Annotated in this window: 24 protein-coding genes; 17 read left to right on the forward strand and 7 right to left on the reverse strand. The window is 73.8% G+C overall.

Going from position 1 to position 26,625, the window contains the following annotated elements; all coding sequences use genetic code 11:
* Positions 1-91: 91 nt before the first annotated feature.
* Entirely contained in the window at positions 92-1,045 is a 954-nt protein-coding gene (locus tag AB0M03_RS29895; RefSeq protein ID WP_363496826.1) for a peptidase, read from the reverse strand.
* 17 nt (positions 1,046-1,062) lie between these two features.
* Positions 1,063-2,385 carry a VWA domain-containing protein gene (locus AB0M03_RS29900; RefSeq protein ID WP_363496828.1) on the reverse strand — a complete coding sequence of 441 codons (1,323 nt, stop codon included), beginning with the start codon at positions 2,383-2,385 and terminating at the stop codon, positions 1,063-1,065.
* A 134-nt stretch (positions 2,386-2,519) separates the two neighbouring features.
* On the opposite strand from AB0M03_RS29900, the gene AB0M03_RS29905 reads away from it, so the two are divergent.
* The 7 genes from AB0M03_RS29905 (at position 2,520) to AB0M03_RS29935 (ending at position 10,822) form a co-directional block, all read left to right on the forward strand.
* Positions 2,520-3,428 carry an ATP-binding cassette domain-containing protein gene (locus tag AB0M03_RS29905; protein WP_363496831.1) on the forward strand — a complete coding sequence of 303 codons (909 nt, stop codon included), beginning with the start codon at positions 2,520-2,522 and terminating at the stop codon, positions 3,426-3,428.
* A complete protein-coding gene (locus AB0M03_RS29910; protein ID WP_363496834.1) occupies positions 3,425-4,087 on the forward strand; it encodes an ABC transporter in 663 nt (220 codons plus the stop codon). Before AB0M03_RS29905 ends, AB0M03_RS29910 begins: the two co-directional genes overlap by 4 nt.
* Positions 4,088-4,231: 144 nt before the next feature.
* A complete protein-coding gene (locus AB0M03_RS29915; protein WP_363496836.1) occupies positions 4,232-4,735 on the forward strand; it encodes a DUF1269 domain-containing protein in 504 nt (167 codons plus the stop codon).
* A 105-nt stretch (positions 4,736-4,840) separates the two neighbouring features.
* Positions 4,841-6,145 carry an FtsW/RodA/SpoVE family cell cycle protein gene (locus AB0M03_RS29920; RefSeq protein ID WP_363496902.1) on the forward strand — a complete coding sequence of 435 codons (1,305 nt, stop codon included), beginning with the start codon at positions 4,841-4,843 and terminating at the stop codon, positions 6,143-6,145.
* A gap of 35 nt (positions 6,146-6,180) precedes the next feature.
* On the forward strand, positions 6,181-7,641 hold the full coding sequence (locus AB0M03_RS29925; protein ID WP_363496905.1) for a penicillin-binding transpeptidase domain-containing protein: 1,461 nt from the start codon (positions 6,181-6,183) through the stop codon (positions 7,639-7,641).
* A gap of 261 nt (positions 7,642-7,902) precedes the next feature.
* Positions 7,903-9,144, forward strand: coding sequence for a hypothetical protein (locus AB0M03_RS29930; RefSeq protein WP_363496839.1), 1,242 nt, complete (start codon positions 7,903-7,905; stop codon positions 9,142-9,144).
* 91 nt (positions 9,145-9,235) lie between these two features.
* Complete coding sequence (locus tag AB0M03_RS29935; RefSeq protein WP_363496841.1) at positions 9,236-10,822, forward strand: N,N-dimethylformamidase beta subunit family domain-containing protein; 1,587 nt, start codon at positions 9,236-9,238, stop codon at positions 10,820-10,822.
* Between the two features lie 36 nt (positions 10,823-10,858).
* Here the strand turns inward: AB0M03_RS29935 and AB0M03_RS29940 are convergent, their stop codons facing one another.
* Complete coding sequence (locus AB0M03_RS29940) at positions 10,859-12,493, reverse strand: penicillin-binding transpeptidase domain-containing protein (protein ID WP_363496844.1); 1,635 nt, start codon at positions 12,491-12,493, stop codon at positions 10,859-10,861.
* A 121-nt stretch (positions 12,494-12,614) separates the two neighbouring features.
* Positions 12,615-14,486, reverse strand: a complete 1,872-nt coding sequence (locus AB0M03_RS29945; protein WP_363496847.1) for a phospholipid carrier-dependent glycosyltransferase — start codon at positions 14,484-14,486, stop codon at positions 12,615-12,617.
* A gap of 119 nt (positions 14,487-14,605) precedes the next feature.
* On the opposite strand from AB0M03_RS29945, the gene rsmI reads away from it, so the two are divergent.
* The 7 genes from rsmI (at position 14,606) to AB0M03_RS29980 (ending at position 21,174) form a co-directional block, all read left to right on the forward strand.
* A complete protein-coding gene (gene rsmI / locus AB0M03_RS29950) occupies positions 14,606-15,451 on the forward strand; it encodes a 16S rRNA (cytidine(1402)-2'-O)-methyltransferase (protein ID WP_363496850.1) in 846 nt (281 codons plus the stop codon).
* A 201-nt stretch (positions 15,452-15,652) separates the two neighbouring features.
* On the forward strand, positions 15,653-16,075 hold the full coding sequence (locus AB0M03_RS29955) for a hypothetical protein (RefSeq protein ID WP_363496853.1): 423 nt from the start codon (positions 15,653-15,655) through the stop codon (positions 16,073-16,075).
* 88 nt (positions 16,076-16,163) lie between these two features.
* Positions 16,164-17,783, forward strand: coding sequence for a methionine--tRNA ligase (gene metG, locus AB0M03_RS29960; protein ID WP_363496856.1), 1,620 nt, complete (start codon positions 16,164-16,166; stop codon positions 17,781-17,783).
* Positions 17,783-18,661, forward strand: coding sequence for a TatD family hydrolase (locus tag AB0M03_RS29965; protein WP_363496859.1), 879 nt, complete (start codon positions 17,783-17,785; stop codon positions 18,659-18,661). Before metG ends, AB0M03_RS29965 begins: the two co-directional genes overlap by 1 nt.
* Positions 18,662-18,738: 77 nt before the next feature.
* Positions 18,739-19,338 (forward strand): Uma2 family endonuclease, encoded by a 600-nt coding sequence (locus AB0M03_RS29970; RefSeq protein WP_363496862.1) that lies wholly within the window; start codon positions 18,739-18,741, stop codon positions 19,336-19,338.
* 28 nt (positions 19,339-19,366) lie between these two features.
* Positions 19,367-20,251, forward strand: coding sequence for a 16S rRNA (adenine(1518)-N(6)/adenine(1519)-N(6))-dimethyltransferase RsmA (gene rsmA, locus AB0M03_RS29975; RefSeq protein WP_363496865.1), 885 nt, complete (start codon positions 19,367-19,369; stop codon positions 20,249-20,251).
* The gene (locus tag AB0M03_RS29980) at positions 20,248-21,174 is read left to right on the forward strand and encodes a 4-(cytidine 5'-diphospho)-2-C-methyl-D-erythritol kinase (protein WP_363496868.1); all 927 of its coding nucleotides are present in this window, start codon (positions 20,248-20,250) and stop codon (positions 21,172-21,174) included. Before rsmA ends, AB0M03_RS29980 begins: the two co-directional genes overlap by 4 nt.
* Here AB0M03_RS29980 and AB0M03_RS29985 read toward each other — a convergent pair.
* Positions 21,155-21,733: a Uma2 family endonuclease gene (locus tag AB0M03_RS29985; protein WP_363496871.1), complete on the reverse strand. Its 579-nt coding sequence runs from the start codon at positions 21,731-21,733 to the stop codon at positions 21,155-21,157. The genes AB0M03_RS29980 and AB0M03_RS29985 overlap by 20 nt on opposite strands.
* 139 nt (positions 21,734-21,872) lie before the next feature.
* On the opposite strand from AB0M03_RS29985, the gene AB0M03_RS29990 reads away from it, so the two are divergent.
* Positions 21,873-23,672 (forward strand): ABC-F family ATP-binding cassette domain-containing protein, encoded by a 1,800-nt coding sequence (locus AB0M03_RS29990; RefSeq protein WP_363496873.1) that lies wholly within the window; start codon positions 21,873-21,875, stop codon positions 23,670-23,672.
* A 44-nt stretch (positions 23,673-23,716) separates the two neighbouring features.
* On the opposite strand, the gene AB0M03_RS29995 is transcribed toward AB0M03_RS29990, so the two are convergent.
* A complete protein-coding gene (locus AB0M03_RS29995; protein WP_363496876.1) occupies positions 23,717-23,914 on the reverse strand; it encodes a hypothetical protein in 198 nt (65 codons plus the stop codon).
* Between the two features lie 144 nt (positions 23,915-24,058).
* On the opposite strand from AB0M03_RS29995, the gene AB0M03_RS30000 reads away from it, so the two are divergent.
* Positions 24,059-25,396, forward strand: a complete 1,338-nt coding sequence (locus AB0M03_RS30000) for an MFS transporter (protein WP_363496879.1) — start codon at positions 24,059-24,061, stop codon at positions 25,394-25,396.
* 23 nt (positions 25,397-25,419) lie between these two features.
* Here the strand turns inward: AB0M03_RS30000 and AB0M03_RS30005 are convergent, their stop codons facing one another.
* Entirely contained in the window at positions 25,420-26,019 is a 600-nt protein-coding gene (locus AB0M03_RS30005) for a flavodoxin family protein (RefSeq protein ID WP_363496882.1), read from the reverse strand.
* A gap of 141 nt (positions 26,020-26,160) precedes the next feature.
* On the opposite strand from AB0M03_RS30005, the gene AB0M03_RS30010 reads away from it, so the two are divergent.
* A complete protein-coding gene (locus AB0M03_RS30010; RefSeq protein ID WP_363496885.1) occupies positions 26,161-26,607 on the forward strand; it encodes a helix-turn-helix domain-containing protein in 447 nt (148 codons plus the stop codon).
* Positions 26,608-26,625: the final 18 nt, after the last annotated feature.

Below are 26,625 nucleotides of genomic sequence, written 5' to 3' on the forward strand. Positions count from 1 at the left end.
GACGATCCGGGGCCGCCCAACACGAAAGGGCCCGGCCGGAGCGACGGAACGTCGCCCCGGCCGGGCCCTTCGGGCAGCCGTGCCGGACGGCTCAGCTGCGGTACTGCGGCTGCTGCGGTGCCGGTGCCTGCGGAGGCACCGGGGCCGGCCCGGCCGGCCGGCGGCCGCGCGGGTGGCGGGTCAGGGTGTAGCCCCACACGCCGGCCAGTGCGGCCAGCGCGCCGCCGGCGACGGTCCAGTACCAGCGGGTGTTCCAGCCGGAGAACAGACCGCTGTACCAGTGCTCCTCGGCTTCGGCCGGGGCGGCCACCTTGGCGGTGCCCGGCGCGGCCGAGGCCGGGGCGGACGCCGAGGCCGCCGCGCTCGGCGTGGCGGCCGCACCCGGCGCCGCGGTCGAGCCGGCGTTGACCGGAGGCACCAGCGGCGCCTTCAGCTCGCCGCCCTCCGGCTGGGCGTCGTTCGCCCCGCCCTTGGCGGTGACGTTCAGTTGCACCTGGGCGGCGAGGCCGAGGTCCTGCTGCGGGACGTCCGCGACCGACAGCCGCACGTAGTACGTGCCGGGCAGCGGGTCGCCGGACCACGGCTCGGCCCAGGAACGGACCTGCCGCAGGGTGCAGCTCATCGCGACCGACTGGGTGCCGGTGTCCGCAGTGGCGTTCTGCGGCCCGGCCGTGCAGGACTGGCGGCGGCGCAGGCCGTCGAACAGCTCCACCGACCAGGTCTGCTTCCCGTGCCGGTCCGCCGACGGCGGCAGCGCCACCGTGACGTGCACGGTGTTCGTCTGGCCCTCGGTCGCGGCGAACGCCCAGTACAGGTAGTCACCGGTCGAGGCGGACACCGAGGCCGCCCGCCCGGCGGGCAGCGGGGTCGCGGTGAGGAAGGTCGTACCGGCCGTGGTCACCGGGGCGCTGCCCGCGGAGCCCGACGGCGACGGCGACGGAGAGGCCGCCGCGCCGGAGGGGGCGGCCGCCAGCAGGGCGGCGAGGCCCAGCGGCAGCGCGGCCGCGGTACGGACGAGCGCGGAACGCACCGTCAGGGAACGCATCGTCGAAGCACGCATCGTCAGTTCTCCCGCCAGACAGCGATCCGCCAGCGCGCCAGCCAGCCGAAGACCAGGCCGGCGAGCAGGCCCGCCAGGGTCAGCACCAGCAGCAGGATCCAGCCGCGGCCGAGGCCCATGGCCGGGCCGTCCGGTGCCGGGGAGGCCTTGGCGACGTCCACGGTCAGCTCCAGCGGCAGACCGGGCTCGGCCTGCACGCCCGCCTGCGCGGCGAAGGAGTTGCTGACGACCAGGCAGACCACGTGCTCCGCGGCCCCCTTGCCGGAGGGCAAGGAGGAGGGCTTCTCGTCCTCGTCCTGGGCGGGCGCCGACCAGCGGACACCCGTCGAGGCGACATCGGTGCGGCCGCTGCCCGCGTCGGTGCCGCGGACGAGCTCCTGGCCGCCGGTGTCGGTGGCGAGCAGCAGCACCCCGTAGTCGCGGGCGACCGCGCGGTCCGGGGTGACGCTCACCGAGGCGCGCAGCTCCTCGCCCGGCTTCACCGGCACCCGGTAGACCCGGTGCTCGGAGAACTTCTCCCGGTCGCTGTAGACGCCGGGGCGCAGCAGCGGGGCGTCGGGGCAGGCGTCGGCGCCGGCCACCTTGGTGGGCGCCACCCGATAGGTCTCGCCCGCGCGGTTGACCAGCTGCTTCACCTTCTCGGTGAGCTGCTCCTTCGTCCGCACGTCGGTGTAGGTGCCGCCGGTCGCGTTGGCGATGCACAGCAGCTGCTGGCGGGTCTTGTCGTCGTGGGCCAGGCCGAGCGTGTCGACGACCAGGTTGATGCCCCGGGAGGCCAGTTCGCGGGCCACCTCGCACGGGTCCGGCGGGGCGCAGGAGTCCTCGCCGTCGGTGATCAGCACCACCCGGCGGGTGGTCGGGCCGTCGCCGAGGTCCTGGGCGGCGCCGCGCAGCGCCAGGCCGATCGGGGTCCAGCCGGTCGGACGCAGGGTGGCGACCGCCGTCTTGGCCTCCACCTTGTTCGTCTTCCCGACCGGGTAGAGCTGCTTGGTGTCCTTGCAGCCCTCGGCCTTGTCGTTGCCGGGGTAGGTCGCGCCGAGGGTGCGGATGCCGAACTCGGTCTCCGCGGGCAGCGCGTCGATGACCTCGCTGATGGACTGCTGGGCGACCGACATTCGGCTCTTGCCCTGGATGTCGGTGGCGCGCATGGAGCCGCTGACGTCGAGGACGAGGTCGACCTTGGGCGCCTCGGTGCTGGCGGCTGCGGAGCCGCTGGGTTCGTCGGCGTGTGCCGGGAGGGTGCCGAGCAGCATGCCGGCGGATATCGCCAGTGCTGACAGCAGCCCCGCCGCGCGGGTCGCCGTTCGTCGTCTGATGGTCGTCACGCGCGCATCCTATGGATCATCAGTTCGCTTCACCCAATGTGCAGGGCCTGTGCGAACCAAGGGGATTGTGCGGATCGGGGCGCCCTGTCCCGCCCCGTCCGGCACGTTTAGGCTTTCGCGTGAGAGGGGGGCGCATGCGACTCGACGGGGTGGGCCGGAGGTACGGGCGGCGCGGGCCGTGGATCCTGCGCGGGGTGGCGCTCGCCGTCGGGCCGGGTGAGCTGGTGCGGATCGGCGGCCCGAACGGCAGCGGCAAGTCCACGCTGCTGCGGATCGCCGCCGGGGTCGAGCAGCCCACCGAAGGTGCGGCCGTCCTGCCGCCGTCCCGGGCGTACGTCCCCGAACGCTTCCCACCCGCACTGCCTTTCGACGCCCGCGACTACCTGCGGCACGCCGGACGCATCCGCGGTGTCGACGCCGCCGAGGCCGCCCGCCGGGCCGAGCACTGGCTGGACGTCTTCGGGATCGCCGACCGTGCCCGCACCCCGCTCGCCGAACTGTCCAAGGGCACCTGCCAGAAGGTCGCCGTCGCCCAGGCCCTGCTCGCCGACGCCGACCTGCTGGTCCTCGACGAGGCCTGGACGGGCCTCGACCCGGCCGCCCGTGCCCTGCTCGACGACGCCGCGGCCGACCGCGCCGCCCGCGGCGGCCGGGTGCTCTTCGTCGACCACGACCCCGGCCGGCTGGCCGGACTCACCACCGCCGCGTACGAGGTGGCCGGTGCCGGGCTGCTCCCGGTGGCGGACGCCGGGGCCGGCGGGCCGGCCGTGCGGATCGAGGTGGAGAGCCCGCTGCCGCTGCCCGGGCACCTGCCCGGGTCGCCGCGCCGCACCGCGCTCGCCGACGGCGGGACGCGGCTGGAGGTGTCCGCCGCCCACTCCGACGCGCTGCTGCGCGCCCTGCTGGCCGGCGGCCGCGGGCTGCACGTGCGCAGCCTCGCCGCCGTCGAGGGGGCCGTCCGGGAGGCCGGGAGCGGGGCCGCGGGGACGGCGGAGGAGAAGGCCGCGGAGCACGTGCCGCCCGTCCCGGAGGAGGCCCGGTGACCGCCCTGGTCCGCTACCACCTGGAGCTGCTGCTGCGCTCGCACCGCTGGGTGCCGCCGGCGCTCGGCTACGGGCTGCTGATGGTCCTCGGCCTGTCCGGGGGAGACGAGCCGCTCGCCGGACACGCCTGGAGCGCGGGAATGCTGCTGCCGGTCACCGCGTGGCTGGTGCGCTGCGCGGTGACCGCGGAACCGTCGGCCTCCCGGGCCTGCCTGGTCGCCGCGGCCGGCGCCCGGCGGGTGCACCGGGCCGCGCTGCTGGCGGCGCTCGCGGTCGGCGCCGTTCTGGGTGCGGCCGGGACGGCGGCCGTCCTGGCCACCGGCGGGCAGTCGAAGGCGGGTGCCGGCCCGGCGCTGGCCGCGGGTCTCGCCGCCACGGCGGTGTGCCTGCTGCTGGGGCTGGCGGTGGGCGCCCTGTGCAACCGTCCGGTGCTGCCGACCGGGCCGTACGGGATCGTCGCCGCGGTGGGGGCGGTGGTGCTGGTGCTGCTGGCGCCCTGGGCGCCGGCCCATGTGGTGGTCCGGGAGCTCGTCCGCGGGGCCGAGCACGGGGAGGTCGACCTGTCGGCGACCGTGCTTCCGGCGCTCGCCGCCGCCGCGGTGCTGGCGGTGGCCGCGGTGGCCGGGGCCTCGGCACTGGCGGCCCGCCGGGCGGACTGACCGGGGCCGGCCGATCCGCGGCCGAATATCGGACACACCGCCACGATCCCATATAAATATGGCAAATCCTCGTTAGGCTGCGGACCACCAGCAGCGGTGCGGCACCGGGTCCGCACGCTCGACGACTCGGAAGGAACCCCGCGCGTGAGCAATCTCTTCGCGATCGCCTACCCCGACGTGGCCACCGCGCAGCAGGTCCGCGACACCGCCATCGGTCTGCAGAAGCAGAAGCTGATCGACCTGGAGGACATCGTCGTCGTCGAGCACCGCGCGGACGGCAAGGTCAAGCTGCACCAGGCGGTGAACACCACCGGCATCGGCGCGGCCTCCGGCGCCCTGTGGGGCGGCGTCATCGGCCTGCTCTTCTTCATGCCGTTCCTCGGCGCGGCGGTCGGCGGTGCCACCGGCGCGGCCGTCGGCGCCGCCACCGACACCGGCGTGGACGACAAGTTCATGCGCCAGGTCGGGCAGAAGATGGAGCCCGGCTCCGCCGCCGTCTTCATGCTCGTCCGCTCCGCCACCGCCGACAAGGTGGTGCCCGCGCTCGGCCAGTACGGCGGCGAGATCCTGCAGACCTCGCTCAGCGCGGAGCAGGAGGAGCACCTCCTCGAGGCCCTCAAGGCGGCCAAGACGCACACCGGCGAGTGACCCCCCGCGGCCGCCCGCCCCGGGCGGCCGCCGACCCGCCCGCCTGCGAGGACGGCCGTGGCCACACCCACCACCCCGGCGGCCGCACCGCCCACCGCGGCCCCGATGCCCCCGACCCGGCGCACCACCGAGCTGCTGCTGGTCGTCGGGGCGGTGCTGATCGCGGTGTTCGGCTACGTCGAGGTCGGTGTGAACATCGACGGCCGGCCGCCGCCCGACGCCGCGACCTACGGCGCGGCGCTCGGCGGGCTGGCGCTGGTCGCGCACGCCGCCGTCCGCTGGCGCGCCCCGTACGCGGACCCGCTGCTGCTGCCCATCGCGGTGCTGCTGAACGGCATCGGACTGGTCGTCATCTACCGCCTGGACCGCGCGACACCGGGCTCCTCCACGGCCCTCTCCCAACTGCTGTGGTCGGCGATCGGGGTGGCGCTCTTCCTGACGGCGGTGGTGGTGCTGCGCGACCACCGGGTGCTCCAGCGGTACGCCTACATCTGCGCGCTGGCCGCCCTGGTGCTGCTGGTGCTGCCGGTGTTCTTCCCGCCGGTCTACGGCTCGCGGATCTGGATCACCGTCGGCGCCTTCTCCATCCAGCCGGGCGAGTTCGCGAAGATCCTGCTCGCGGTGTTCTTCGCCGCCTACCTCGCCGGCCACCGGGACGCGCTCGCGCTGACCGGCCGCCGCATCCTGTGGTTCCAGCTCCCGCGCGGCCGGGTGCTCGGCCCGGTGCTGGTGGTCTGGGCGGCGTTCGTCGGCGTCCTGGTGCTGGAGACCGACCTCGGCACCTCGCTGCTGTTCTTCGGCCTGTTCGTGGTGATGCTCTACGTGGCGACCGCACGCAGCGGCTGGATCGCGATCGGGCTGTTCCTCGCCGCCGTCGGCGCCTTCGGCGTGGGACGGCTGTTGCCGCACGTGCACGGCAGGGTCACCGACTGGCTGGACCCGCTCGGCTCGATCGCCGCCGGGCAGGGCCCCAACCAGATCGCCCAGTCGCTGTTCGCCTTCGCCTGGGGCGGGCTGCTCGGTGCGGGCCTCGGCCTCGGCCACTCCATCCTGATCGGCTTCGCCGCCAAGTCCGACTTCATCCTCGCCACCGTGGGGGAGGAGCTCGGCCTGACCGGGCTGACCGCCGTGCTGCTGCTCTACGCGCTGCTGGTCTCGCGCGGCTTCGCCACCGGCCTGGCCCTGCGGGACCCGTTCGGGCGGCTGCTGGCGATCGGCCTGGCCGCCATCGTCGGCCTGCAGGTCTTCGTGGTGGCAGGCGGCGTGCTCGCACTGATCCCGCTGACCGGGATGACCCTGCCCTTCGTCGCCCAGGGCGGCTCCTCGGTGGTCACCAACTGGATCATCGTGGCGCTGCTGGTGCGGATGAGCGACACCGCCCGCCGCCCCCGCCCGGGGAGCCGGACGTGAACCGGCGCGGCGACAACGGGCAGACCCGCCCCGGCATCTCCACCACCGGCCGCCGGGCCGGCACCTTCTGTCTGCTGCTGATCGTCGCCCTGGCCGCCCAGGCCACCCGGGTGCAGATCTTCCAGGCCGACGCGCTCAACCACAACAAGGCCAACCAGCGCCTCACCGTCGAACGCTACGACCAGCCGCGCGGCAACGTCCTGGTGGCGGGCGAGCCGGTCACCGGCTCCACCCCGACCGGCGGCCGCTACGACTACAAGCGCACCTACACCGACGGCCCCGCTTTCGCCGCCGTCACCGGCTACGCCTCCCAGGTCTACGGCAACAGCCAGCTGGAGGGCATCTACGACGACCTGCTGTCCGGGGCCGACGAGCGGCTGTCCAGCTGGGCGGTGTGGGACGCCGTCGCCCGCCGGCAGAACCCCGGCGGCGACGTCCACACCACCATCGACCCGGCCGCGCAGCAGGCCGCCCTGCGCGGCCTCGGCCGCCAGCAGGGCGCCGTCGCCGCGATCGAACCGGCCACCGGCCGCATCCTCGCCCTCGCCAGCACCCCCTCCTACGACCCGGGGAGCTTCGCCGGGTCCTCCGCCGCCGACCGCGAGGCCTGGACGAGGCTGCGCGCCGACACCGATCAGCCGATGCTCAACCGGGCGCTGCGGCAGATCTACCCGCCCGGCTCCACCTTCAAGGTGGTCACCGCCACGGCCGCCCTCTCCGCCGGCGCCGTCCGCGACATCCACGCCCCGACCGGCGCGCCCTACCCGTACGTGATGCCCGGCACCACCACCGAGCTGGTCAACGACAGCCGCGCCTGCGACGAGGCCGGCCTCTCGCTGGACGAGGCGATGGTGAACTCCTGCAACAGCACCATGGGCTGGCTCGGCGTCCAGGTCGGGCTGGAGCGGATGGCGTCCACCGCCGCGTCCTTCGGCTTCAACGACGCCTCGCTGGACGTCCCGGTGCGCGCCGCCCGGTCGAACTTCGACACCCGGATGAACGCCTCGCAGGTCGCGCTCTCCTCCATCGGCCAGTACGACACCGCCGCCACCCCGCTGGTCATGGCGATGGTGGCCGCCGGGGTCGCCAACAACGGCACCGTCATGCATCCACAGCTCGTGGACAAGCTGACCCGCAGCGACGGCACCGCCGTCCAGGTCATGCACCCGGAGCTCTACCGGCAGGCGATGAGCCCGGGCGTCGCCGCCCAGGTCCAGCAGCTGATGGTCGACGTGGTCGAGGAGGGCACCGGCCGCAGAGCCCGCATCCCCGGCGCGACCGTCGGCGGCAAGACCGGCACCGCCCAGCACGGCACCGGCAACGGCGACACCCCCTACGCCTGGTTCATCGGCTGGGCCCGCCCGGACACCGGCGGGGTGCCCCCGGTCGCGGTCGCCGTGGTGATCGCCGACAGCAAGGCCACCGACGTCACCGGCGGCTCCCTGGCCGCGCCCATCGCCCGTTCGGTCCTGCAGGCGGTGCTCGCCGGAGGCTGACCCCCGGACACCCCGGACAACCGCCCGGCCGCCCCCGCCGGAGCCCGGACCTGCCCGCACCGCCGCAGCGGCACCGGGTGCCACCCGCTCCGTTGTGGCAGGACGCACACCATCAACCGTCGGGGCACCGGGACACCGACCCACTCAGCCCATACCCTCTCTGCCATGGTGAGCCCCCGGATGTCCGACCGGCCACGGCCCGCGCGCCGTGCGCTCCGGCGCCGTGCCGAGCCCGGCGCCGGCCGGGCACCCGTTCCCCGGGTGCCCGGACCACGGTCGGACGAGCGCCCGGCGGCCCGCCGGCTGGTCGCCCACCGCGGCGTCCAACTGCTCGGCTGCGCCGTCGCAGCCGGCTGGGCCGCGGCCTTCCCGCTCGTCTCCGACCTGTCGAACCAGATCTTCTGGGGCACCCTGGCGGCCCCCGCCTACGGACTCGCCGGGCTGCTCTGCCTGGTGCTGCCGCGCCGGTACGGGCCGCGCGCGGCCGCCTCGGTGGCGCTGGTCGGCGCGGTACTGCTGCCGCTCGTCCTGCTCGCCGTGCACGGGCGCCACCAGTCCGAGGTGATGGTGGTCGAACGCTCCGCCCACCTGCTGCTGAACTCCGGCGACCCGTACCTCGCCGACCCGGTGCGGCCGGCCGACTACAACCCGTACCTGCCGACGATGACGCTGTTCGGCATGCCGCGGGCGGTCCTCGGCAGCGCAGGACCGGTGACCCAGCTCCTCGGCGACGCCCGGATCTGGTTCGCGCTGACCTTCCTCGGGTGCATGCTCGGCAGCTGGTGGCTGCTGCGGCCCGCGCAGGACCGCGCCCCGCTGCTGCCGCTCGCCGCGCTCACCGCCTCGCCGCTGATCGGCCTCGCCCTCGCCGTCGGCGGCGTCGACCTGCCGCTGATCGGCGTCTGCTGCCTGGCCATGGCGCTCGCCGCCCGCGGCCGGACGGTCGGCGCCGGTGTGGTGCTGGCCCTCGCCTGCACCCTCAAATGGACGGCCTGGCCGGCGCTGCCGGTCGCCGCCCTGCTGATCTGGCGGCTGTACGGGCGGCGCCCGGCCGCCGGCGCCGCGGGCATCGCGGTGGGCGCCGCCACCCTGGTGGTGCTGCCGTTCGCGGTGGCCGACGGCGCCGAGATGCGCGAGCAGGTCGTCCGCTTCCCGCTGGGCCTGGCGGCGGTGCAGACCCCGGCCGGCAGCCCGCTGCCCGGCAAGATCCTCGCCGGGTTCGGCCCGGTCGGGCACACCATCTCGCTCAGCCTGCTCTGCCTCGGCGGCCTGGCCGTCGCGCTCTGGCTGCTGGCCTACCCGCCGACCTCGGCGATCGCCGCCTGCGACCTGCTCGCGGCCGGCCTGGCCATAGCGTTCGTGCTCGCCCCGGCCGGCCGGTTCGGCTACCTGGCGCTGCCCGCGGTGCTGGTGATCTGGCCCCGGCTGGCCTCCCGCACCCTGACCTGGAAACCACCGGAGGCGGCCGCGCTGCCCCCGCGCAGCGGACTCGTCCAGGTCTGACCCCGCCGTCCGGCGCGCCCCGCGCCGTACGCCACGATGATCCACAAAACTCGTGGCGGCGGAACCACGGGCGGACGACGGAGGGCGACGGATGGCGCAGAGCGACGGCCCGGCGGGCACGGCCCGGCGGCGCTTCCTGGGGCTGGCGGCGGGCGCTGCGGCGGTCGGGGCCGCCACCGCGGGCCCGGCCGGCTGCGCCCCCTCGCCCGCCTCCTCGGACGGGCGCACCGCACCGCCCCCGCAGTCGTCGGCGGCCCGTCCCGCGCCGTCCTCGACCGCCGCCGAGAACGCCCTGCCCGGGGACGCCGACTGGCGCATCGACAAGCCCGGCGCGCCCGAGGCGATCGAGGGCTTCGCCGACCGGGTGAGCGTCCTGCCCGGCGAGCCCTTCGGGCTGTACGTGTCGACCACCGCCCCGGCGTTCCGCGTCCGCGCCTACCGGATGGGCTGGTACGGCGGCGCCCGCGCCCGGCTCGTCTGGCACTCCGACCCGCTGCCGGGCACCCGCCAGGCCGCCCCCACCGTCGACGCCGGCACCCGCATGGTCCGCGCCGGCTGGCGGCGCAGCGCCACCGTGCAGACCCGCGGCTGGCCCGAGGGCAGCTACCTGCTGCGGCTGGACGCCGAGGACGGCTCCGGCAGCCGGTTCGTCCCGGTCACCGTCCGCTCCCGCGCCACCGCCGGCCGGACGGTGGTGGTCAACGCGGTCACCACCTGGCAGGCCTACAACGAGTGGGGCGGCCACAACCTGTACAACGGCCCCACCGGCGGCCTGGCCACCCGCTCCCTGCAGGTCACCTTCGACCGCCCGTACCGCTACGCCGACGGCGCCGGGCTGTTCCTGGTGTACGAGGCGCCGCTGATCGCGCTGGCCGAGCGGCTCGGCCTGCCGCTGGCGTACACCACCACCGTCGACCTGGCCCGCGACCCGCAGTTGCTGCGCGGCGCCACGGCGGTGCTCTCGCTCGGCCACGACGAGTACTGGTCGCCGGAGCAGCGCGCGCACGTCGCCGCGGCCCGGGACGCCGGCACCAACCTGGCGGTGCTCGGCGCGAACTGCTGCTTCCGCCGGGTCCGCCACGAGCCCTCCGAGCTCGGCCCGGACCGGATCGTGGTCTGCTACAAGGGCGCCTGGAAGGACGACCCGGGCCGCCGTGCCGGCCGACCCGCCACCAACGACTTCCGGGACGCCCCCGACGCCGACCCGGAGAGCTCCCTGCTGGGGGTGATCTACGACGGCTACCCGGTGGACGCCCCGTACGTGGTCACCGCCCCCGGCCACTGGGTGTTCGAGGGCACCGGGGCGAAGGCGGGCGACTCCTTCCCGCACCTGGTCGGCGTCGAGTACGACCGGGTGAACACCGGCTTCCCCACCCCGCGCCCGATCGAGATCGTCGCCCACTCGCCGGTGGTCTGCGACGGCCGCCGGTCCTTCGCCGACACCGCCTACTGGACGGCGCCGAGCGGGGCCGGGGTGTTCGCCAGCGGCACCATGCGCTGGGTGGAGGCGCTCGACGCCCAGGGCCCCGGCGGCCGGGGCAACCACGGCATGGACGCCCGGACCGGCGACCTGGTGCGCCGGGTCACCGAGAACGTCCTGAAGGCCTTCGCCGCGGGCCCGGCCGGCCGCACCCGCCCGGCCGTCGACAACGTCACCGCCGTCTACGGCCGGGGCTGAGCGGCCGGGAGGTCGCCCGGCCGCCGGGTGCTCCCGTCAGTTGTTGCCGATGCGCAGCAGCTTGGCCGCGGCCGGGGCGGCCGCCTGGGAGCCGTGGCCGCCGCCCTCGACCTCGGCGGCGACCGCCAGGTTCCCGCGGTAGGCGGTGAACCAGCTGTTGGTGTCCTTGCCGTCGATCTCCGCGGTGCCGGTCTTGGCGTAGACGTTGGGGATCCCGGCCACGGCGTCCTTGGCGGTGCCCTCGGTCACCACGGCGCGCATCAGCGACCGCAGGTCGCTCAGCACCGAGGAGCTGAGCTGCCGGGAGGCCGTGGCGATGTCCTTCTTGCCGGCGATCAGGACGGGCTGGTGGAACGTCCCGCTCTGCACGGTGGCCGAGACGGAGGCCATCGCCAGCGGGTTGGTGCGGATCGCACCCTGGCCGATGAACTCCGGCAGCGCGCCGTTGATGTTGGACGGCACCGGGATGTCGGTGTCGAAGTTCTCCAGACCGGTGTGCCAGACCAGACCCAGCCCGAAGACCTCCTTGGCGATCTTCGGCAGGGAGTCGGCCTTGAGCCGCTTGTTGCCCTCGTTGATGAAGGCGGTGTTGCAGGACTGCGCGAAGTCGTCCTTGAACGTGTAGGAGGGGTGCTCGCCGTCGAAGTCGTTCTTGACCGGCTGGCCGCCGGCCGTGGTGGACGACGGGCAGGCCACCGTGCTCTGCGGGGTGACGCCGGCTTCCAGCAGCGCGGCCCCGGTGACCACCTTCATGGTGGAGCCGGGCGCGGTGCCGCCGGCGAAGGCGCGGTTCTGGCCGCCGAGCGGGGCGTTGGCGAACGCCAGGATGTTGCCGGTGCTCGGCTCGATCGCGACCAGCGAGGCCTTGTGGGCGCCGCCCTTGGACTGCTCCTTGACCGCCTCCTCGGCGGCCTGCTGCAGCTTGGCGTCCAGGGTCAGCTTCACCGAGGGCACCGGCTTGGGCTCGGTGATCACGAAGAGCTGCTCGGGCTTGGGCGCGCCAGTGATCACCACCGCGCTGCCGGCGCCCGCCGGGTCGCCGTCCGTCCCCTTCTTGAAACCCTCCAGCAGACCGTTCAGCGACGGGAAGGCCGTCAGGGGCTTTCCGTTGCGGTCGGTGACCTCGGAGGCCTGCGCGAAGACCGGCTTCACGTCGATCGTCCGGCCGGTGGCCATGTGCGGGTGGACGACCGCGGGGCTCCACTGCACGGCGGCCTTGCCGTCGCTCATCTTCACCAGCGGCAGCACGCCCTCGTACGTCCAGGCCTTGCCGCTGCCCGCGAACTCGACCTTGGCGGAGAAGCCCCGCATCACCGGCTTGGCCGCGTTGGCCGAGTCCTGGACGGGTGCGCCCGCCGGGGCGGCGGCCGGGCCGCCCGCGGTGAGGGTGATCGCGGTCGGTTTCAGCTTGTCCCGGAAGGCGGCGAGCTCCGCATTGGCGGTGTCGGGCCGGTCGGTCTGCTCGCCGGCCGCCTCCAGGTCCCCCTTGGCCCAGGCCGCGAGGAACGCCTTGGCGGCGTTCGCGGCCTGCTCGTCGCTCGGCGACCCGGCGACCACCGTCCGCGGGCCCTTGGGCTTGTCGTTCCCGGTCAGCGCGTCGGCGATGTTGTACACGCCGTACCCGCCGACGGCGACCATCGCCGCGACGACGGTGCCGATTCCGATCTTCACGCCCCTGTGCACGGTTCCCCCCAGTGTTCAGCCGATGGCAGACCGCACCACGGTAGAACACGGAACATGCGTGCACCTACGACACTTCGGTCACAGATGGCACATCCGTGCCCGCGATCGGTCAGATCCAGCTGGTGAACCACATCCGGGAACGCCAGTCGTCCATCGGGATCGTCTCACCCGTATACAGGGGGTAGAAGTACAAAAAGTTCCACATGACGGCGAACACGAGCAGGCCGGCCGCCGCGCCGCCGATCAGCCGCCGGTCCCGGCCCGCCCCGGCCGGGCCCAGCAGGGCGCCGATCATCATGGTCACCGCGAGCACCAGGAACGGCACGAACGCGACCGCGTAGAACAGGAAGATCGTCCGCTGCTGGTAGCCGAACCACGGCAGGTAGCCGGCCGCCACGCCGCACAGCACCGCCCCGGCCCGCCAGTCCCGCCGCAGCGCCCACCGGTACAGGCAGTACGCCAGCGCGGCGATGCCCGCCCACCACAGCACCGGGGTGCCGATGCCCAGCACCTCGCGGGCGCACTCGGCGGCCGTGCAGCCCGCCTGGCCCGCCTTCGGGGACTCGTAGAAGAAGGACACCGGCCGGCCGAGCAGCAGCCAGCTCCACGGGTTCGACTGGTAGGTGTGCGGGCTGGTCAGGTGGACGTGGAAGTCGTACATGGTGGCGTGGTAGTGCCACAGGCCGCGCAGCCCGGCCGGCACCCAGCTCATGTCGAACTGCGGCAGCGGCAGCCCCATCACCGCGTCCGGCGACAGCCCGGCGCGGTGCACCGCCCAGTCCCGGCCGTAGCCGCCCTTGCCGGGCTCGGTGCTGCTCATGAACCAGCCCGTCCAGGAGGCCACGTACACGCCGACGGTGACCACGAACAGCAGCGGGAGCGCCACCAGCGCGTCGAACAGGCCCCACAGCAGCCACTGCCGGTTGCCGGCCGCCCTGCGGGCGGAGGCGTCCCACACCACGCCGAGCACGGCGAACGCCAGCAGCGCGTACAGGCCGCTCCACTTGGTCGCGGTCATCAGGCCCAGCGAGACGCCCGCCGCCAGCCGGTACGGCCGCCAGCCGAGGAACAGCCAGTCCCCGCCGGGCCGGGTCTCCAGTCTGCGGGCGACGATCCCCCGGGTGCGGTCGCGGTCCAGCAGCAGGAAGCCGAACGCCGCCAGGAACCAGAACATCACCACCAGGTCGAGCAGGGCCGCCCGGCTCATCACGAAGTGCAGGCCGTCGACCGCCAGCAGCAGGCCCGCCACGCAGCCCAGCAAGGTCGAGCGGAACAGCCGCCGGCCGATCCGGGCGATCATCAGGATCGACAGGGTGCCCAGCACGGCCGTCATGAACCGCCAGCCCACCGGGTTCATGCCGTAGATCTGCTCGCCCAGGCCGATGATCCACTTGCCGACCGGCGGATGCACGATGTACGCCGGGTCCACCCGGTAGGGGACGGTCGGGTGCGCCGAGGTGATCAGGTTGTTGGCGTCGTCCGCCCAGCTGGTCTCGTAGCCGCCCCTCCAGAGCGAGTACGCGTCCTTGGCGTAGTACGTCTCGTCGAAGATCAGCGCCTTCGGCGCGCCCAGGTGCCAGAACCGCAGCAGGCCGCCGAAGACCGCCACCGCCAGCGGGCCGATCCAGCCCGCCCAGCGACACAGCCAGGACCACAGCCCCGCGGGCACCTCGAGCCCCAGCTGCAGCAGCACGGGGGAGGGCGGCACCCGGTCGGGTGTCACCCCGGGACCGTCCGGCATCGGCGGCACCAGCCGCTCCGCCACCGGCACCGGCTCCGGGGCGCGGTAGCCGTACCGGTCGAGCCGGCGCTGCCAGAAGGACCGCCCGGGCTCCGGCTCGCGGGGGCCCGGCAGGGCCGGTGCCTCCGGTGCGCCGCCGGGCGCCGCCGCGGCCGCGCTCAGCAGCGCCACGCCGCCCTGGTCGGTGTGGTCCGCGCCCGCAGGCGCCTCGGATGACGTGTCGCCGCTCACGCGCCACATCGTAGGGGCGCGTTCCCGGCGGCAGGAGGCCCCCTCCGGTCCTCCCCGCGAACCTGCCCGGTTCGTCACCGTTCGCCCGGCTGCCCCGGTGGCCCGCCCGCCCTGGGAGGATGGTGCCCGTGACAGGAGTACTCGTTCTCGCAGGCACCCCCATCGGCGACGTCACCGACGCCCCGCCCCGGCTGCTCACCGAACTGGCCGGCGCCGACGTCATCGCCGCCGAGGACACCCGGCGGCTGCGCCGGCTCACCCAGGCCCTCGGAGTGACCCCCGCCGGCCGGGTGGTCTCCTACTTCGAGGGCAACGAGGTCGCCCGCACCCCCGAACTGGTCGAGGCGCTGCGCGGCGGCGCCCGGGTACTGCTGGTCACCGACGCCGGCATGCCTTCGGTCTCCGACCCCGGCTACCGCCTGGTCGACGCCGCCGTCGCGGCCGGCATCAGGGTCACCGCCGTCCCCGGCCCCTCCGCGGTGCTCACCGCACTCGCCCTCTCCGGCCTGCCGGTCGACCGCTTCACCTTCGAGGGCTTCCTGCCCCGCAAGGCCGGCGACCGGGCCCGCCAGCTCGCGACGATCGCCGCCGAGCCGCGCACCATGGTCTTCTTCGAGGCCCCGCACCGGATCGCCGAGACCCTCGCCGCCATGGCCGAGGCCTTCGGCGCCGACCGCCCCGGCGCGGTCTGCCGCGAGCTCACCAAGACCTACGAGGAGGTCCGCCGCGGCCCGCTGGCCGAGCTGGCCGCCTGGGCCGCCGACGGCGTCAAGGGCGAGATCACCGTCGTCGTGGCCGGTGCCCCGCCGGCCGCCCCGGAGGAGGTCGGCCCCGCCGAGCTGGCCCGCCGGGTCGCCGTCCGCGAGGAGGCCGGCGAGCGGCGCAAGGAGGCGATCGCCGCCGTCGCCGCCGAGCTGGGCCTGCCCAAGCGCGAGGTCTTCGACGCCGTGGTGGCCGCGAAGAACGCGGGCTGACCAGGAGTGCTCCCGGGGGGTCCCGCGCGTACCGTGGAGGGAAGCACCCCGGGAGTGCCCCGCGCGCACCGGCTTCGTACAGGTCTTCCCAACGCACGTCCAAGACTTGACAAGTCGGGTGGGAAACCCGTCAGCGCGGGCAAGGTCCGGGATGGAAGACCCGAGCCGGACGCCCGTCCGGCGGGCACCTGGGAGACGGCTATGAGCGAGACGATCGGTAGCCCTCTGACTGGCGAAACGCCCAGCGGCGTCGGACTGACCACCCGACGGCCCCCCACGGTCGAGACCGTCCGGGAGGCGTACTCCTTCGCGTGCCTGAGCTGCGGCTACGGCTGGGAGCAGGCGTACGACATCGAGCACCACGTGGACCGGGAGGGCCGCATCGTCTTCGAGTACAAGGCGAACGGCGTCCGCGTCCCCTCGCCGCTGCGCGAGCCCACCTGCCCGGGCTGCGGCGGCCACAAGGTCCGGATCATGCGGGAGGGGCGGGTCGCCGGCGCCGAGGGCCAGGTGCACCACGCCCCCGGCTACCAGAGCCACCCCGAACCCGAGGAGCCGGAGCAGGCGGTGCCGGCCGGGCCGCGGCGGCGCTGGTTCGGTTTCTTCACCCACCGCGCCGACTGAGCCGGGCCCGCCCCGGCCGCGGCGGAGGGCCGCCCCGGGCCGGTAATCGGTCGAGGGTGGTTCCTTCGCGCGACTAAGATTCCGTGGCATGGCGGCCACTGAAGACCACAGCACCACCGACGCCCCGCGCTCGGCGTACTACGTCACGACCCCGATCTACTACGTGAACGACCGCCCGCACCTGGGCCACGCGTACACCACGGTCGCGGGCGACGTCCTCACCCGCTGGCACCGCCAGCGCGGCGAGAACGTCTGGTACCTCACGGGTACCGACGAGCACGGCCAGAAGATCATGCGGACCGCCGACGCCAACGGCGTCACCCCGCAGGAGTGGTGCGACAAGCTGGTCGAAGAGGCCTGGAAGCCGCTCTGGCAGCACCTGAACATCGCCAACGACGACTTCATCCGCACCACCCAGAAGCGGCACACCGACCGCGTCCAGGAGTTCGTCCAGGACCTCTTCGACAAGGGCGAGATCTACAAGGGCGGCTACTCCGGCCCGTACTGCGTCGGCTGCGAGGAGTACAAGCTCCCCGGCGAACTGCTCCCCGGCGCCACCGAGGACGAGAAGCTCTGCCCGATCCACAAGCGCCCGGTCGAGTGGCTGGAGGAGGAGAACTACTTCTTCCGCCTCTCCGCGTACGGCCCGAAGCTGCTGGAGTTCTACGCGGCCAACCCGGACTTCATCGCCCCCGCCTCGGCCCGCAACGAGGTGCTGCGCTTCGTCGAGCAGGGCCTGCAGGACCTCTCGATCTCCCGCTCCACCTTCAACTGGGGCGTGCCGCTGCCCTGGGACGAGAAGCACGTCCTCTACGTGTGGGTCGACGCCCTGCAGAACTACATCACCGCCGCCGGGTACGGCACCGACAACGCCCGCTTCGAGGAGCTCTGGCCGGCCTCCGTCCACCTGGTCGGCAAGGACATCCTCCGCTTCCACGCGGTGATCTGGCCGGCCATGCTGATGGCCGCGGGCCTGCCGCTGCCCAAGCGGGTCGTCGCCAACGGCTGGCTGATGGTCGGCGGCGAGAAGATGTCCAAGTCCAACCTGACCGGCATCGCGCCCACCGACCTCACCTCGCACTTCGGCGTGGACGCCTACCGCTACTACTTCCTGCGGGCGATCCCGTTCGGCACCGACGGCTCGTTCTCCTGGGAGGACTTCACCGCCCGGTACACCTCCGAGCTCGCCAACGACTTCGGCAACCTCGCCTCCCGCGTGGCCGCCATGGTCGGCAAGTACTACGAGGGCGCGCTGCCCGCGGCCACCGCTGCCGGCGAGGCCGAGCAGGCGGTCGTCGACGGCCTGGCGAAGGCCGCGGCCGCGGCCGACCTGAAGATCGGCGAGGAGCTGGACTTCGCCGGCGGCATCGCCGCGATCTTCGAGTTCGTGAAGCTGGTCAACGGCTACCTCACCGAGCAGGAGCCGTGGAAGGTCGCCAAGGACACCTCCGAGGAGGGCCGGGCCCGCCTCGCGACCATCCTCTACACCGCGGCCGAGGCGCTGCGCGCCACCGCCGTCCTGCTCAACCCGCTGATGCCGACCGCCGCCGCCAAGCTGTGGGAGTCGCTCGGCGCCGAGGAGTCCCTCGGCACCCTCGCCTCGCAGACCATCGCGACCGTGGCCGACTGGGGCCGGCTGCCCGCCGGTGCCACCGTCACCAAGGGCGACATCCTGTTCCCCCGCCTGGAAGAGAAGCCCGCCTCCTGATGGCCAAGAAGGACGACGACCGGTCGACCCCGCCGCCGCTGCCGGAACCCCTGGCCGTGGCGGTGGCCGACTCGCACACCCACCTGGACATGCAGAACGGCACCCCCGCCGAGGGCCTCGCCAAGGCCGCTTCGGTCGGGGTGACCACCGTCGTCCAGGTCGGCTGCGACGTGCGCGGCTCGCGCTGGGCGGCGGACCTCGCCGCCGAGTTCGAGGCCGTGCACGCGGCCGTCGCCCTGCACCCCAACGAGGCACCGCGGATCTTCCTCGGCGACCCCGACGGCTGGTCCGGGCAGCACCGGGCCCCCGGCGGGGCCGCCGCCCTCGACGAGGCGCTCGCCGAGATCGACGCCCTCGCCGCCCTGCCCCAGGTCAAGGCGGTCGGCGAGACCGGCCTCGACTACTTCCGCACCGGCCCCGAGGGCGTGGACATCCAGAAGGAGTCCTTCCGCCGCCACGTCGAGATCGCCAAGCGGCGCGGCAAGGCCCTGGTCATCCACGACCGGGACGCCCACGAGGACGTCATCGCCCTCCTGCTGGAGGAGGGCGCGCCCGAGCGCACCGTCTTCCACTGCTACTCCGGCGACGCCGAGATGGCCAAGGTCTGCGCCGAGCACGGCTGGTACCTCTCCTTCGCCGGCCCGGTCACCTACAAGTCCAACCACGCCCTGCGCGAGGCCCTGGCGGTGACCCCGCTCGACCGCGTCCTGATCGAGACGGACGCCCCCTTCCTCACCCCGCACCCCTTCCGCGGCCGCCCCAACGCCCCCTACCTGATCCCGGTCACCCTCCGCGCCATGGCCGCCCACCGCGGCATCGCCGAGGACGAGATGGCCACCGCGATCGCCGAGAACACCGCCCGCGCCTTCGGGTACTGACCCGTCACCCGCTCGAACGAAAGTCGCAATCCGGCGGAACGCTTCTGCACCCTCGCGCCACCCCCATGCTGGTTAGCATGAGTGCAGTGAGGGAGGTGGCGATGACCGCCGAGCCGATCGACTGGAACCACCCGATGTCCCAGGAGTGGACGTACGAGCAGGCGAAGCACCTCGATCTGCCGTTCGAATGGGATCTGGTGGACGGAATCATCATGGTGCGGGGGCAGACGAATCTCTGGCATGACCTGGTGCGCTCCGGCATCGAGCGGGCGCTCTTCGCCGGGCGGACAGCGCCGTACAGCGTGCTGCCCGAGCGATGTGTGCTACTCGACCCGGACAACACCACGAAGCCGGACGTCGTGGTCTTCGACAAGACCGGCGTCGACGTCTTCGAGCTGGAATGCCTTCCGCCGGAGGTCGTGGTGCTGATGGTGGAGGTCGTGTCGCACGGCACCCGGACGAACGACCGCTTCCGCAAGCCGGGTCAGTACGCCGAGAAGAAGATCCCCTCCTACTGGCGCGTCGAGCGGGGCGACGACGACCTCCCGGTCGTCCACGAGTTCCGGCTGGACGGGGAGCGGGGCGTCTACCTGCCGGTCGCCGTCCACGAAGGACTGCTGGTCACGGCGGTGCCGTTCCCGGTGGAGATCGACCTCAAGCAGGTCGTCGAACTCTGAGGCGCCCCGGCGCCCGTATCCTTGCGGGGTGAGCAGCACCGATCCCGCACCCGCCGCCGACCACCACCTGCTCGGCGCGGCCGACATCCGCGAGCTGGCCGCCGCCTTCGGCGTGAAGCCGACCAAGCAGCGCGGGCAGAACTTCGTCATCGACGGCAACACCGTGCGGCGGATCGTCCGCGCGGGCGGGGTGACCGCCGAGGACAGCGTGGTCGAGGTCGGCCCCGGGCTCGGCTCGCTGACGCTGGCGCTGCTGGAGGTCGCCGCGCACGTCACCGCGGTGGAGATCGACCCGCTGCTCGCCCGGCACCTGCCGGACACCGTCGCCTCCCGGATGCCGGAGAAGGCGAAGGACTTCGACCTGGTGCTCTCCGACGCCATGGACGTCACCGAGCTGCCCGGCCCGGCGCCGACCGCGCTGGTCGCCAACCTGCCCTACAACGTCGCGGTGCCGGTGCTGCTGCACATGCTGCAGACCTTCCCGAGCATCGAGCGCACCCTCGTCATGGTGCAGAGCGAGGTCGCCGACCGGCTCGCCGCCAAGCCGGGCAACAAGGTGTACGGCGTGCCCTCGGTGAAGGCCAACTGGTACGCCGAGGTGAAGCGGGCCGGGGCGATCGGCCGCAACGTCTTCTGGCCCGCGCCGAACGTCGACTCCGGCCTGGTCTCGCTCGTCCGCCGGGACCCGCCGAAGACCGCCGCCTCCCGCGAGGAGGTCTTCGCCGTGGTGGACGCCGCGTTCGCACAGCGCCGCAAGACCCTGCGGGCCGCGCTGGCCGGCTGGGCCGGCTCCCCGGCCGCCGCCGAGGAGGCGCTGCACGCCGCCGGGATCGACCACAAGCTGCGCGGCGAGATGCTGACGGTCGAACAGTTCGCCGCCATCGCCGAGCACAAGCCCGAGGCCCAGAAATGATCACGGTTCGCGTCCCCGCCAAGGTCAACGTCCAGCTGGGGGTCGGCGGCCTGCGTGCCGACGGCTTCCACGACCTGGCCAACGTCTTCTTCGCCGTCGGCCTGTTCGACGAGGTGACCGCCACCCCGGCCGAGGGCGTCATGCTCTCCTGCACCGGGCCGGACGCGGCCGCCGTCCCGCTGGACGACAGCAACCTCGCCGCCCGCGCGGCCCGGCTGCTCGCCGCGCACCACGGCCTCGCCGAGCCGGGCGTCCACCTGCACATCGCCAAGGCCATCCCGGTGGCCGGCGGCATGGCCGGCGGCAGTGCGGACGGCGCCGCCGCGCTGGTCGCCTGCGACGCGCTGTGGGGCCTGGCCACCCCGTTCGAGACCCTGCTGGAGCTCGCCGCCGAACTCGGCTCCGACGTGCCGTTCGCCCTGCTCGGCGGGGTCGCGCTGGGCCGCGGCCGGGGCGAGATCCTGGACGCGCTGCCGGTGGCCGGCACCTTCCACTGGGTGTTCGCGGTCGCCGACGGCGGGCTCTCCACCCCGGCGGTCTTCCGCGAGTGCGACCGGCTCCGCGAGGAGGCCGGCACCGGCTCCTCGGAGGCCGACGTCCCCACCCCGGACGCCGACCCGGCCCTGCTCGCCGCCCTCGCCTCCGGCGACCCGGTGGCGCTGGCCGCCGCACTCACCAACGACCTGCAGGCACCCGCCCTCTCGCTGCGGCCCTCGCTCGCCGACACCCTGCGGGCCGGCACCGAGGCCGGCGCGATCGGCGCCCTGGTCTCCGGATCGGGCCCGACCTGCGCCTTCCTCGCCAAGGACGCCGAGTCGGCCGCCGCCGTCGCCGCCGCCCTGCGGGCCTCCGGCACCTGCCGCACCGCCCACGCCACCCACGGCCCCGTCCCGGGGGCGGAGGTCAGCGCACCCAGGCCTTGAACGGCTCGGTGTCCAGGCTGATCCCGACCGGGTCGGGCAGCACGACGGTCTTGCCGAACGGCCGCCGCACCAGGCTCACGTACTGCCCGTCCTCGGGCTCGCTGTGGACCAGCACCTCGCAGCTGTCCCGGTCGACCAGCAGGTAGACCGGGATGCCGGTCTCCGCGTAGGCCCGCGGCTTCTCGTCCCGGTCGCGGCGGTCGGTGTCGGTGTCGTACGAGGTCACCTCGACCACCATCACGGCCCGGTCGGCATCGGCCCACTCGCCCTGGCCGGCGAAGCTGCCCTTCGGGGACAGGACTCCGTCCGGCTTGGCGTGGCCCTTGCGGTAGGTCTCCACCCGCAGTCCGCGTTCGGGATACAGCCAGAGGTCGGGGCGCTGCTGCATGCACTGCTCCATCACCCAGCGGATGATCTCGTCGTGGTCGCCGTCCGGCACTGCCTTGACCCCCAGCCGCCCGTGGATGAATTCCATCCGCACACCCTCGCGCTCGGCCGCCAGGGCGATGCGCTCGAACTCCTCGGCCAGCATCTGCGGCCGGTCCTCCACCGCGGTCACCGCACACCTCCCGCTCTCCGGTTCGCTGCTGCGACCCTCGCACGGTACCGCGCCGGAGCACCGGGCCGGGACGTTCCCGCCTCCCACTAGGCTGGGTGGCCGGAGACACCTCCCGACCCCTCCCAGGAGCGCAGCAGCAGTGGCCGTCAACCTCGCCACCATCGAGTCCGTCAGCAAGGTGTACGGCACCCGTGCCCTGCTGGACGGGGTGAGCCTCGGCGTCAGCGAGGGGGACCGGATCGGCGTCGTCGGACGCAACGGCGACGGCAAGACCACCCTGATCCGGATGCTCGCCAAGCTGGAGGAGCCGGACAGCGGGCGGATCACCCACTCCGGCGGCCTGCAGCTGGCCGTCCTCACCCAGCACGACTCCCTCGACCCGGCGGCCACCATCCGGCACGAGGTGATCGCCGACCGGGCCGACCACGAGTGGCTCGGCGACGCCCGGATCCGCGACATCATCGAGGGCCTGTTCGGCGGCCTCGACCTGCCGGGCTTCGCCAACGGCCTGGACACCGTGATCGGCCCGCTCTCCGGCGGCGAGCGCCGCCGCATCGCGCTGGCGAAGCTGCTGCTCGGCGAGCCCGACCTGATCGTCCTGGACGAGCCCACCAACCACCTCGACGTGGAGGGCATCGCCTGGCTCGCCCGCCACCTGCAGGCCCGCCGCTCGGCGCTGGTCTGCGTCACCCACGACCGCTGGTTCCTCGACCAGGTCTGCACCCGGATGTGGGACGTCCAGCGCGGCGAGGTCCGCGAGTACGAGGGCGGTTACTCCGACTACGTCTTCGCCCGCGCCGAGCGCTCCCGGATCGAGGCGACCGAGGAGCAGAAGCGGCAGAACCTGGCCCGCAAGGAGCTGGCCTGGCTGCGCCGCGGCGCACCCGCCCGCACCTCCAAGCCGCGCTACCGGATCGAGGCGGCCAACGCGCTGATCGCCGACGTGCCGGAGCCGCGGGACAAGTCCGAGCTGATGAAGTTCGCCAACGCCCGCCTCGGCCGCACCGTCTTCGACCTCGAGGGCGTGAGCATCAAGGCCGGTCCCAAGCACCTGCTGGACCACCTGACCTGGCAGCTCGGCCCCGGCGACCGGATCGGCCTGCTCGGCGTCAACGGCGCCGGCAAGACCTCGCTGCTGCGGGCCATGCAGGCCGCCCACGCGACCGAGGGCGACGTGCAGCCGGCCGGCGGCGTGATCAAGGTCGGCAAGACCGTGCGGCTCGCGTACCTCTCGCAGGAGGTCGCCGAGCTGGACCCGCAGACCCGGGTACTGCAGGCCGTCGAGCAGGTCCGCGGCCGCGTCGACCTCGGCAAGGGCCGGGAGATGAGTGCCGGTCAGCTCTGCGAGCAGTTCGGCTTCGGCAAGGACAAGCAGTGGACGCCGGTCGGCGACCTGTCCGGCGGTGAGCGCCGCCGCCTCCAGCTGCTGCGCCTGCTGATGGACGAGCCCAACGTGCTCTTCCTCGACGAGCCCACCAACGACCTCGACATCGAGACCCTCAACCAGCTGGAGGACCTCCTCGACGGCTGGCCCGGCTCGATGATCGTGATCAGCCACGACCGCTTCTTCATCGAGCGCACCACCGACACCGTCTACGCGCTGCTCGGCGACCGGCGGATGCGGATGCTGCCGAACGGCGTCGACGAGTACCTGGAGCGCCGGGCCCGGATGGCCGAGTCGGCCGCGCCTGCCGCCGCTGCGGCCCCGGCCGCACCGGCGAAGCTCGCCGCGGACACCCGGGCGGCGAAGAAGGAGATGCAGAAGCTGGAGCGGCAGATCGCCAAGCTGGACGACCAGGAGTCCAAGCTGCACTCCCAGCTCGCGGAGCACGCCGCCGACTTCTCCAAGGTCGCGGAACTGGACGCGCAGCTGCGCAAGGTCCGCGACGAGAAGGAGGAGCTGGAGATGGCCTGGCTGGAGCTCGCCGAGCAGGTCTGAGTCGCCGAGCCGGCCCGGGGGCGCCCCTGAAAGGGGCGCCCTTTTCAGCGCCTGGGCCGGAACCGGCGGGCGGTCTGGTAGCCGGTGCCGAGGAGCAGCGCCGCGGCGAAGAGCGCCCAGGCGGCAGAACCGCCGTGGCGGTACTGCGAGACGCCGAGGTCGAGCAGCAGCAGGTTGAGGGCGAGGCACAGCGCGGCAAAGAGCTTGTCGAACACGCCGTTCTCGTCGAACACGTCTCTCACGTGCGCCCTTTCGAATCCGGGAGCGGCCACCATACCGCCGCGGCCCGCCCGGCGCACCACCCCGGCTCCCGCCGGACCGTGCGCTTCCGAATCACCCGTGCCGCTGCTGTCCTTGCAGGTCAGCGCCTTGCCAGGGTGGGCGTCATGACGAGTGACACCCCATCGGCATCCGACCCGGCCGTTCTGCGCAGGGTGGCCGCCGCGGCCCTCCTCGGAACCGCCATCGAGTTCTACGATTTCTTCATCTACGGCACCGCCGCCGCCCTGGTCTTCGGCCGGGTGTTCTTCCCCGGGCTGGGCTCGGCGGGTGCGCTGCTCGCGGCCTTCTCCGTCTACGCGGTGGCCTTCGTGGCCCGCCCGCTGGGCGCCGTGCTCTTCGGGCACTTCGGCGACCGGCTCGGCCGCCGGGCCGTGCTGGTGGTGTCGCTGCTGCTGATGGGCCTGTCCACGGCTGCGGTCGGCCTGCTGCCCGACCACGGCCGGTGGGGCGTGTGGGCGCCGGTGCTGCTCACCGTGCTGCGCTTCTGCCAGGGGCTGGGCCTGGGCGGCGAGTGGGGCGGTGCGGCACTGCTGCTCGCCGAGCACGCCCCGCCGGGCCGCCGCGGCCGGTACGGCGGCCTGCTGCAACTCGGCCCCTGTGCCGGGTTCTTCCTGGCGACCGGGGTCTTCCTGCTGCTCGACGGGGTGCTGGACGAGGCGGCGTTCCTCGCCTGGGGCTGGCGGGTGCCGTTCCTGGCCTCGCTGGCCCTGGTGGCGGTCGGGCTGTTCGTCCGGCTCCGGGTGGCGGAGAGCCCGGTCTTCCGGGTGGAGCGGGTGCGGCCCCGGGTGCCGGTGGCGGAGGTGCTGCGCCGGCACGCCCGTCCGGTGCTGTTCGGCGCGGGCGCGGTGATGTCCGGGTACGCGCTGTTCTACCTGACGACGACGTACGCGCTGGCGCACGCCACCGCGGACCTCGGGGTGCCCCGGTCGCCGGTGCTCGGCCTGCTGATGGCCGGTTCGGTGCTGAAGGGCGCCACGGTGGTGCTGAGCGCCCGGGCCAGCGACCGCTTCGGGCGCCGCCGGACCCTGCTGGCCGCGACGGCGGGGGCGGCCGGCTGGTCGGTGCTGCTCTTCCCGCTGCTGGAGACCGGTCGGACGGGGTGGATCGCGCTCGCCCTGCTGGGGGCGATGGCGCTGCTCGGGGCCATGCTGGGGCCGGTGGCGGCCTGCCTGCCGGAGCTGTTCCCGACCCGGGTGCGCTACACGGGGACGGCCCTCACGTACAACCTGGCCGGGGTGGTCGGCGGGGCGACCGCACCGCTGGTGGCGACCCGGCTGACCGCCGCGTACGGAACGGCGGTGCCGGTCGGCTGGTACCTGGCGGGGCTCGGCGCGGTGTCCCTGCTGTGCCTGCTGGGCCTGCCGGAGACGCGCGGCACGGAGCTGGACGCGCACGGCCGCCGCACCCCGGCACCGGACGGGGGTGCGGCGGCCGCGCGGTGACGGACCGCCGGTGCGGCGCCGCGTCAGGCGGCCAGCGCGGCGCGGCCGGCGAGGGTGATCGCGGTCTGCCGGGCGACCCGGTCGCCGAGGTGCTCGGCGGTGGCGATGTCGGCCTTGTGGACGCCCTCCGGGCCCTGGTCGTTGTTGGTCTGGGCGCCGGCGCCGAGGAACAGGCCCAGGCGGTTGAGGTCGTTCTCGGAGGCGGTGGTGGAGTTCCAGCCCGGGTGCAGGCCGAGGTTCACCCACTGCATGCCGTGCTGGGCGGCCAGCACGGTGAAGAACTGCAGGGTGTGCAGCTTGTCGCCGCTCTTCGAGGCGGAGTTGGTGAAGCCGGCGGCCAGCTTGTCCTTCCAGTCCTGGCCGAACCAGCGCTTGGAGGTGGCCTCGGCGAAGGTGTGGAAGGCGCCGGAGGCGGTGCCCATGTAGGTCGGCGAACCGAAGACGATCGCGTCGGCGGCGTCCAGCTGCGCCCACTGCTCCTCGGTGATGGTGTCCACGGCGATCTGCACCGTGTCGGCACCGGCTGCGGCGGCACCGCGGGCCACGGCCTCGGCCAGCACGGCGGTGTGGCCGTAGCCGGAGTGGAAGGCGATGGCGACGGTGGGGCGGATGGCGGTCGTCATGGCGGGATGACTCCTCGAAGAGGGCAGACGGGGGCCCGGCCGTTCGGAAGGCCCGGCCGGGCTTGACGGTCTCCAATGTAGACCAGGTCTCCAATGGTTACCAACTCCCGATTGGAGACCGCCGGCGTTACCCTGTGCGGTATGGCCACCCCGCAGACCCCCGCCCCGACCGCCGAACCCGCGGCCTCCTGTGCCGCGGCCGGCGAGGAGTTCGACATCTTCGCCGCCGTCTGCCCCAGCCGGGACGTCTTCGCGGAGCTCGCCGACAAGTGGTCCCTGCTGCTCGTGCTGAGCCTGCACAGCTGCGGTGAGCAGCGCTTCTCCGAGCTGCAGCGTTCGGTCGGCGGGGTCAGCCGCAAGATGCTCACCCAGTCCCTGCGCGCCCTGGAGCGGGACGGCCTGGTGCTGCGCACCGTCCACCCGGAGACCCCGCCGCGGGTGGTGTACGGGCTGCTGCCGCTCGGCCGCACGCTGGCCGAACGGATCGCCCCGCTCGGCGACTGGGTCGAGTCCTACGCCGGCGCGGTGGTGGCGGCACGCGAGCGGTTCGACGCCGCGCACTGCGCAGGTGGCACCCCGGGGCCCTGAAGAAGATGCGCTTCTGGA

This window comes from Kitasatospora sp. NPDC051914, from assembly GCF_040680995.1.
Lineage (GTDB): Bacteria > Actinomycetota > Actinomycetes > Streptomycetales > Streptomycetaceae > Kitasatospora.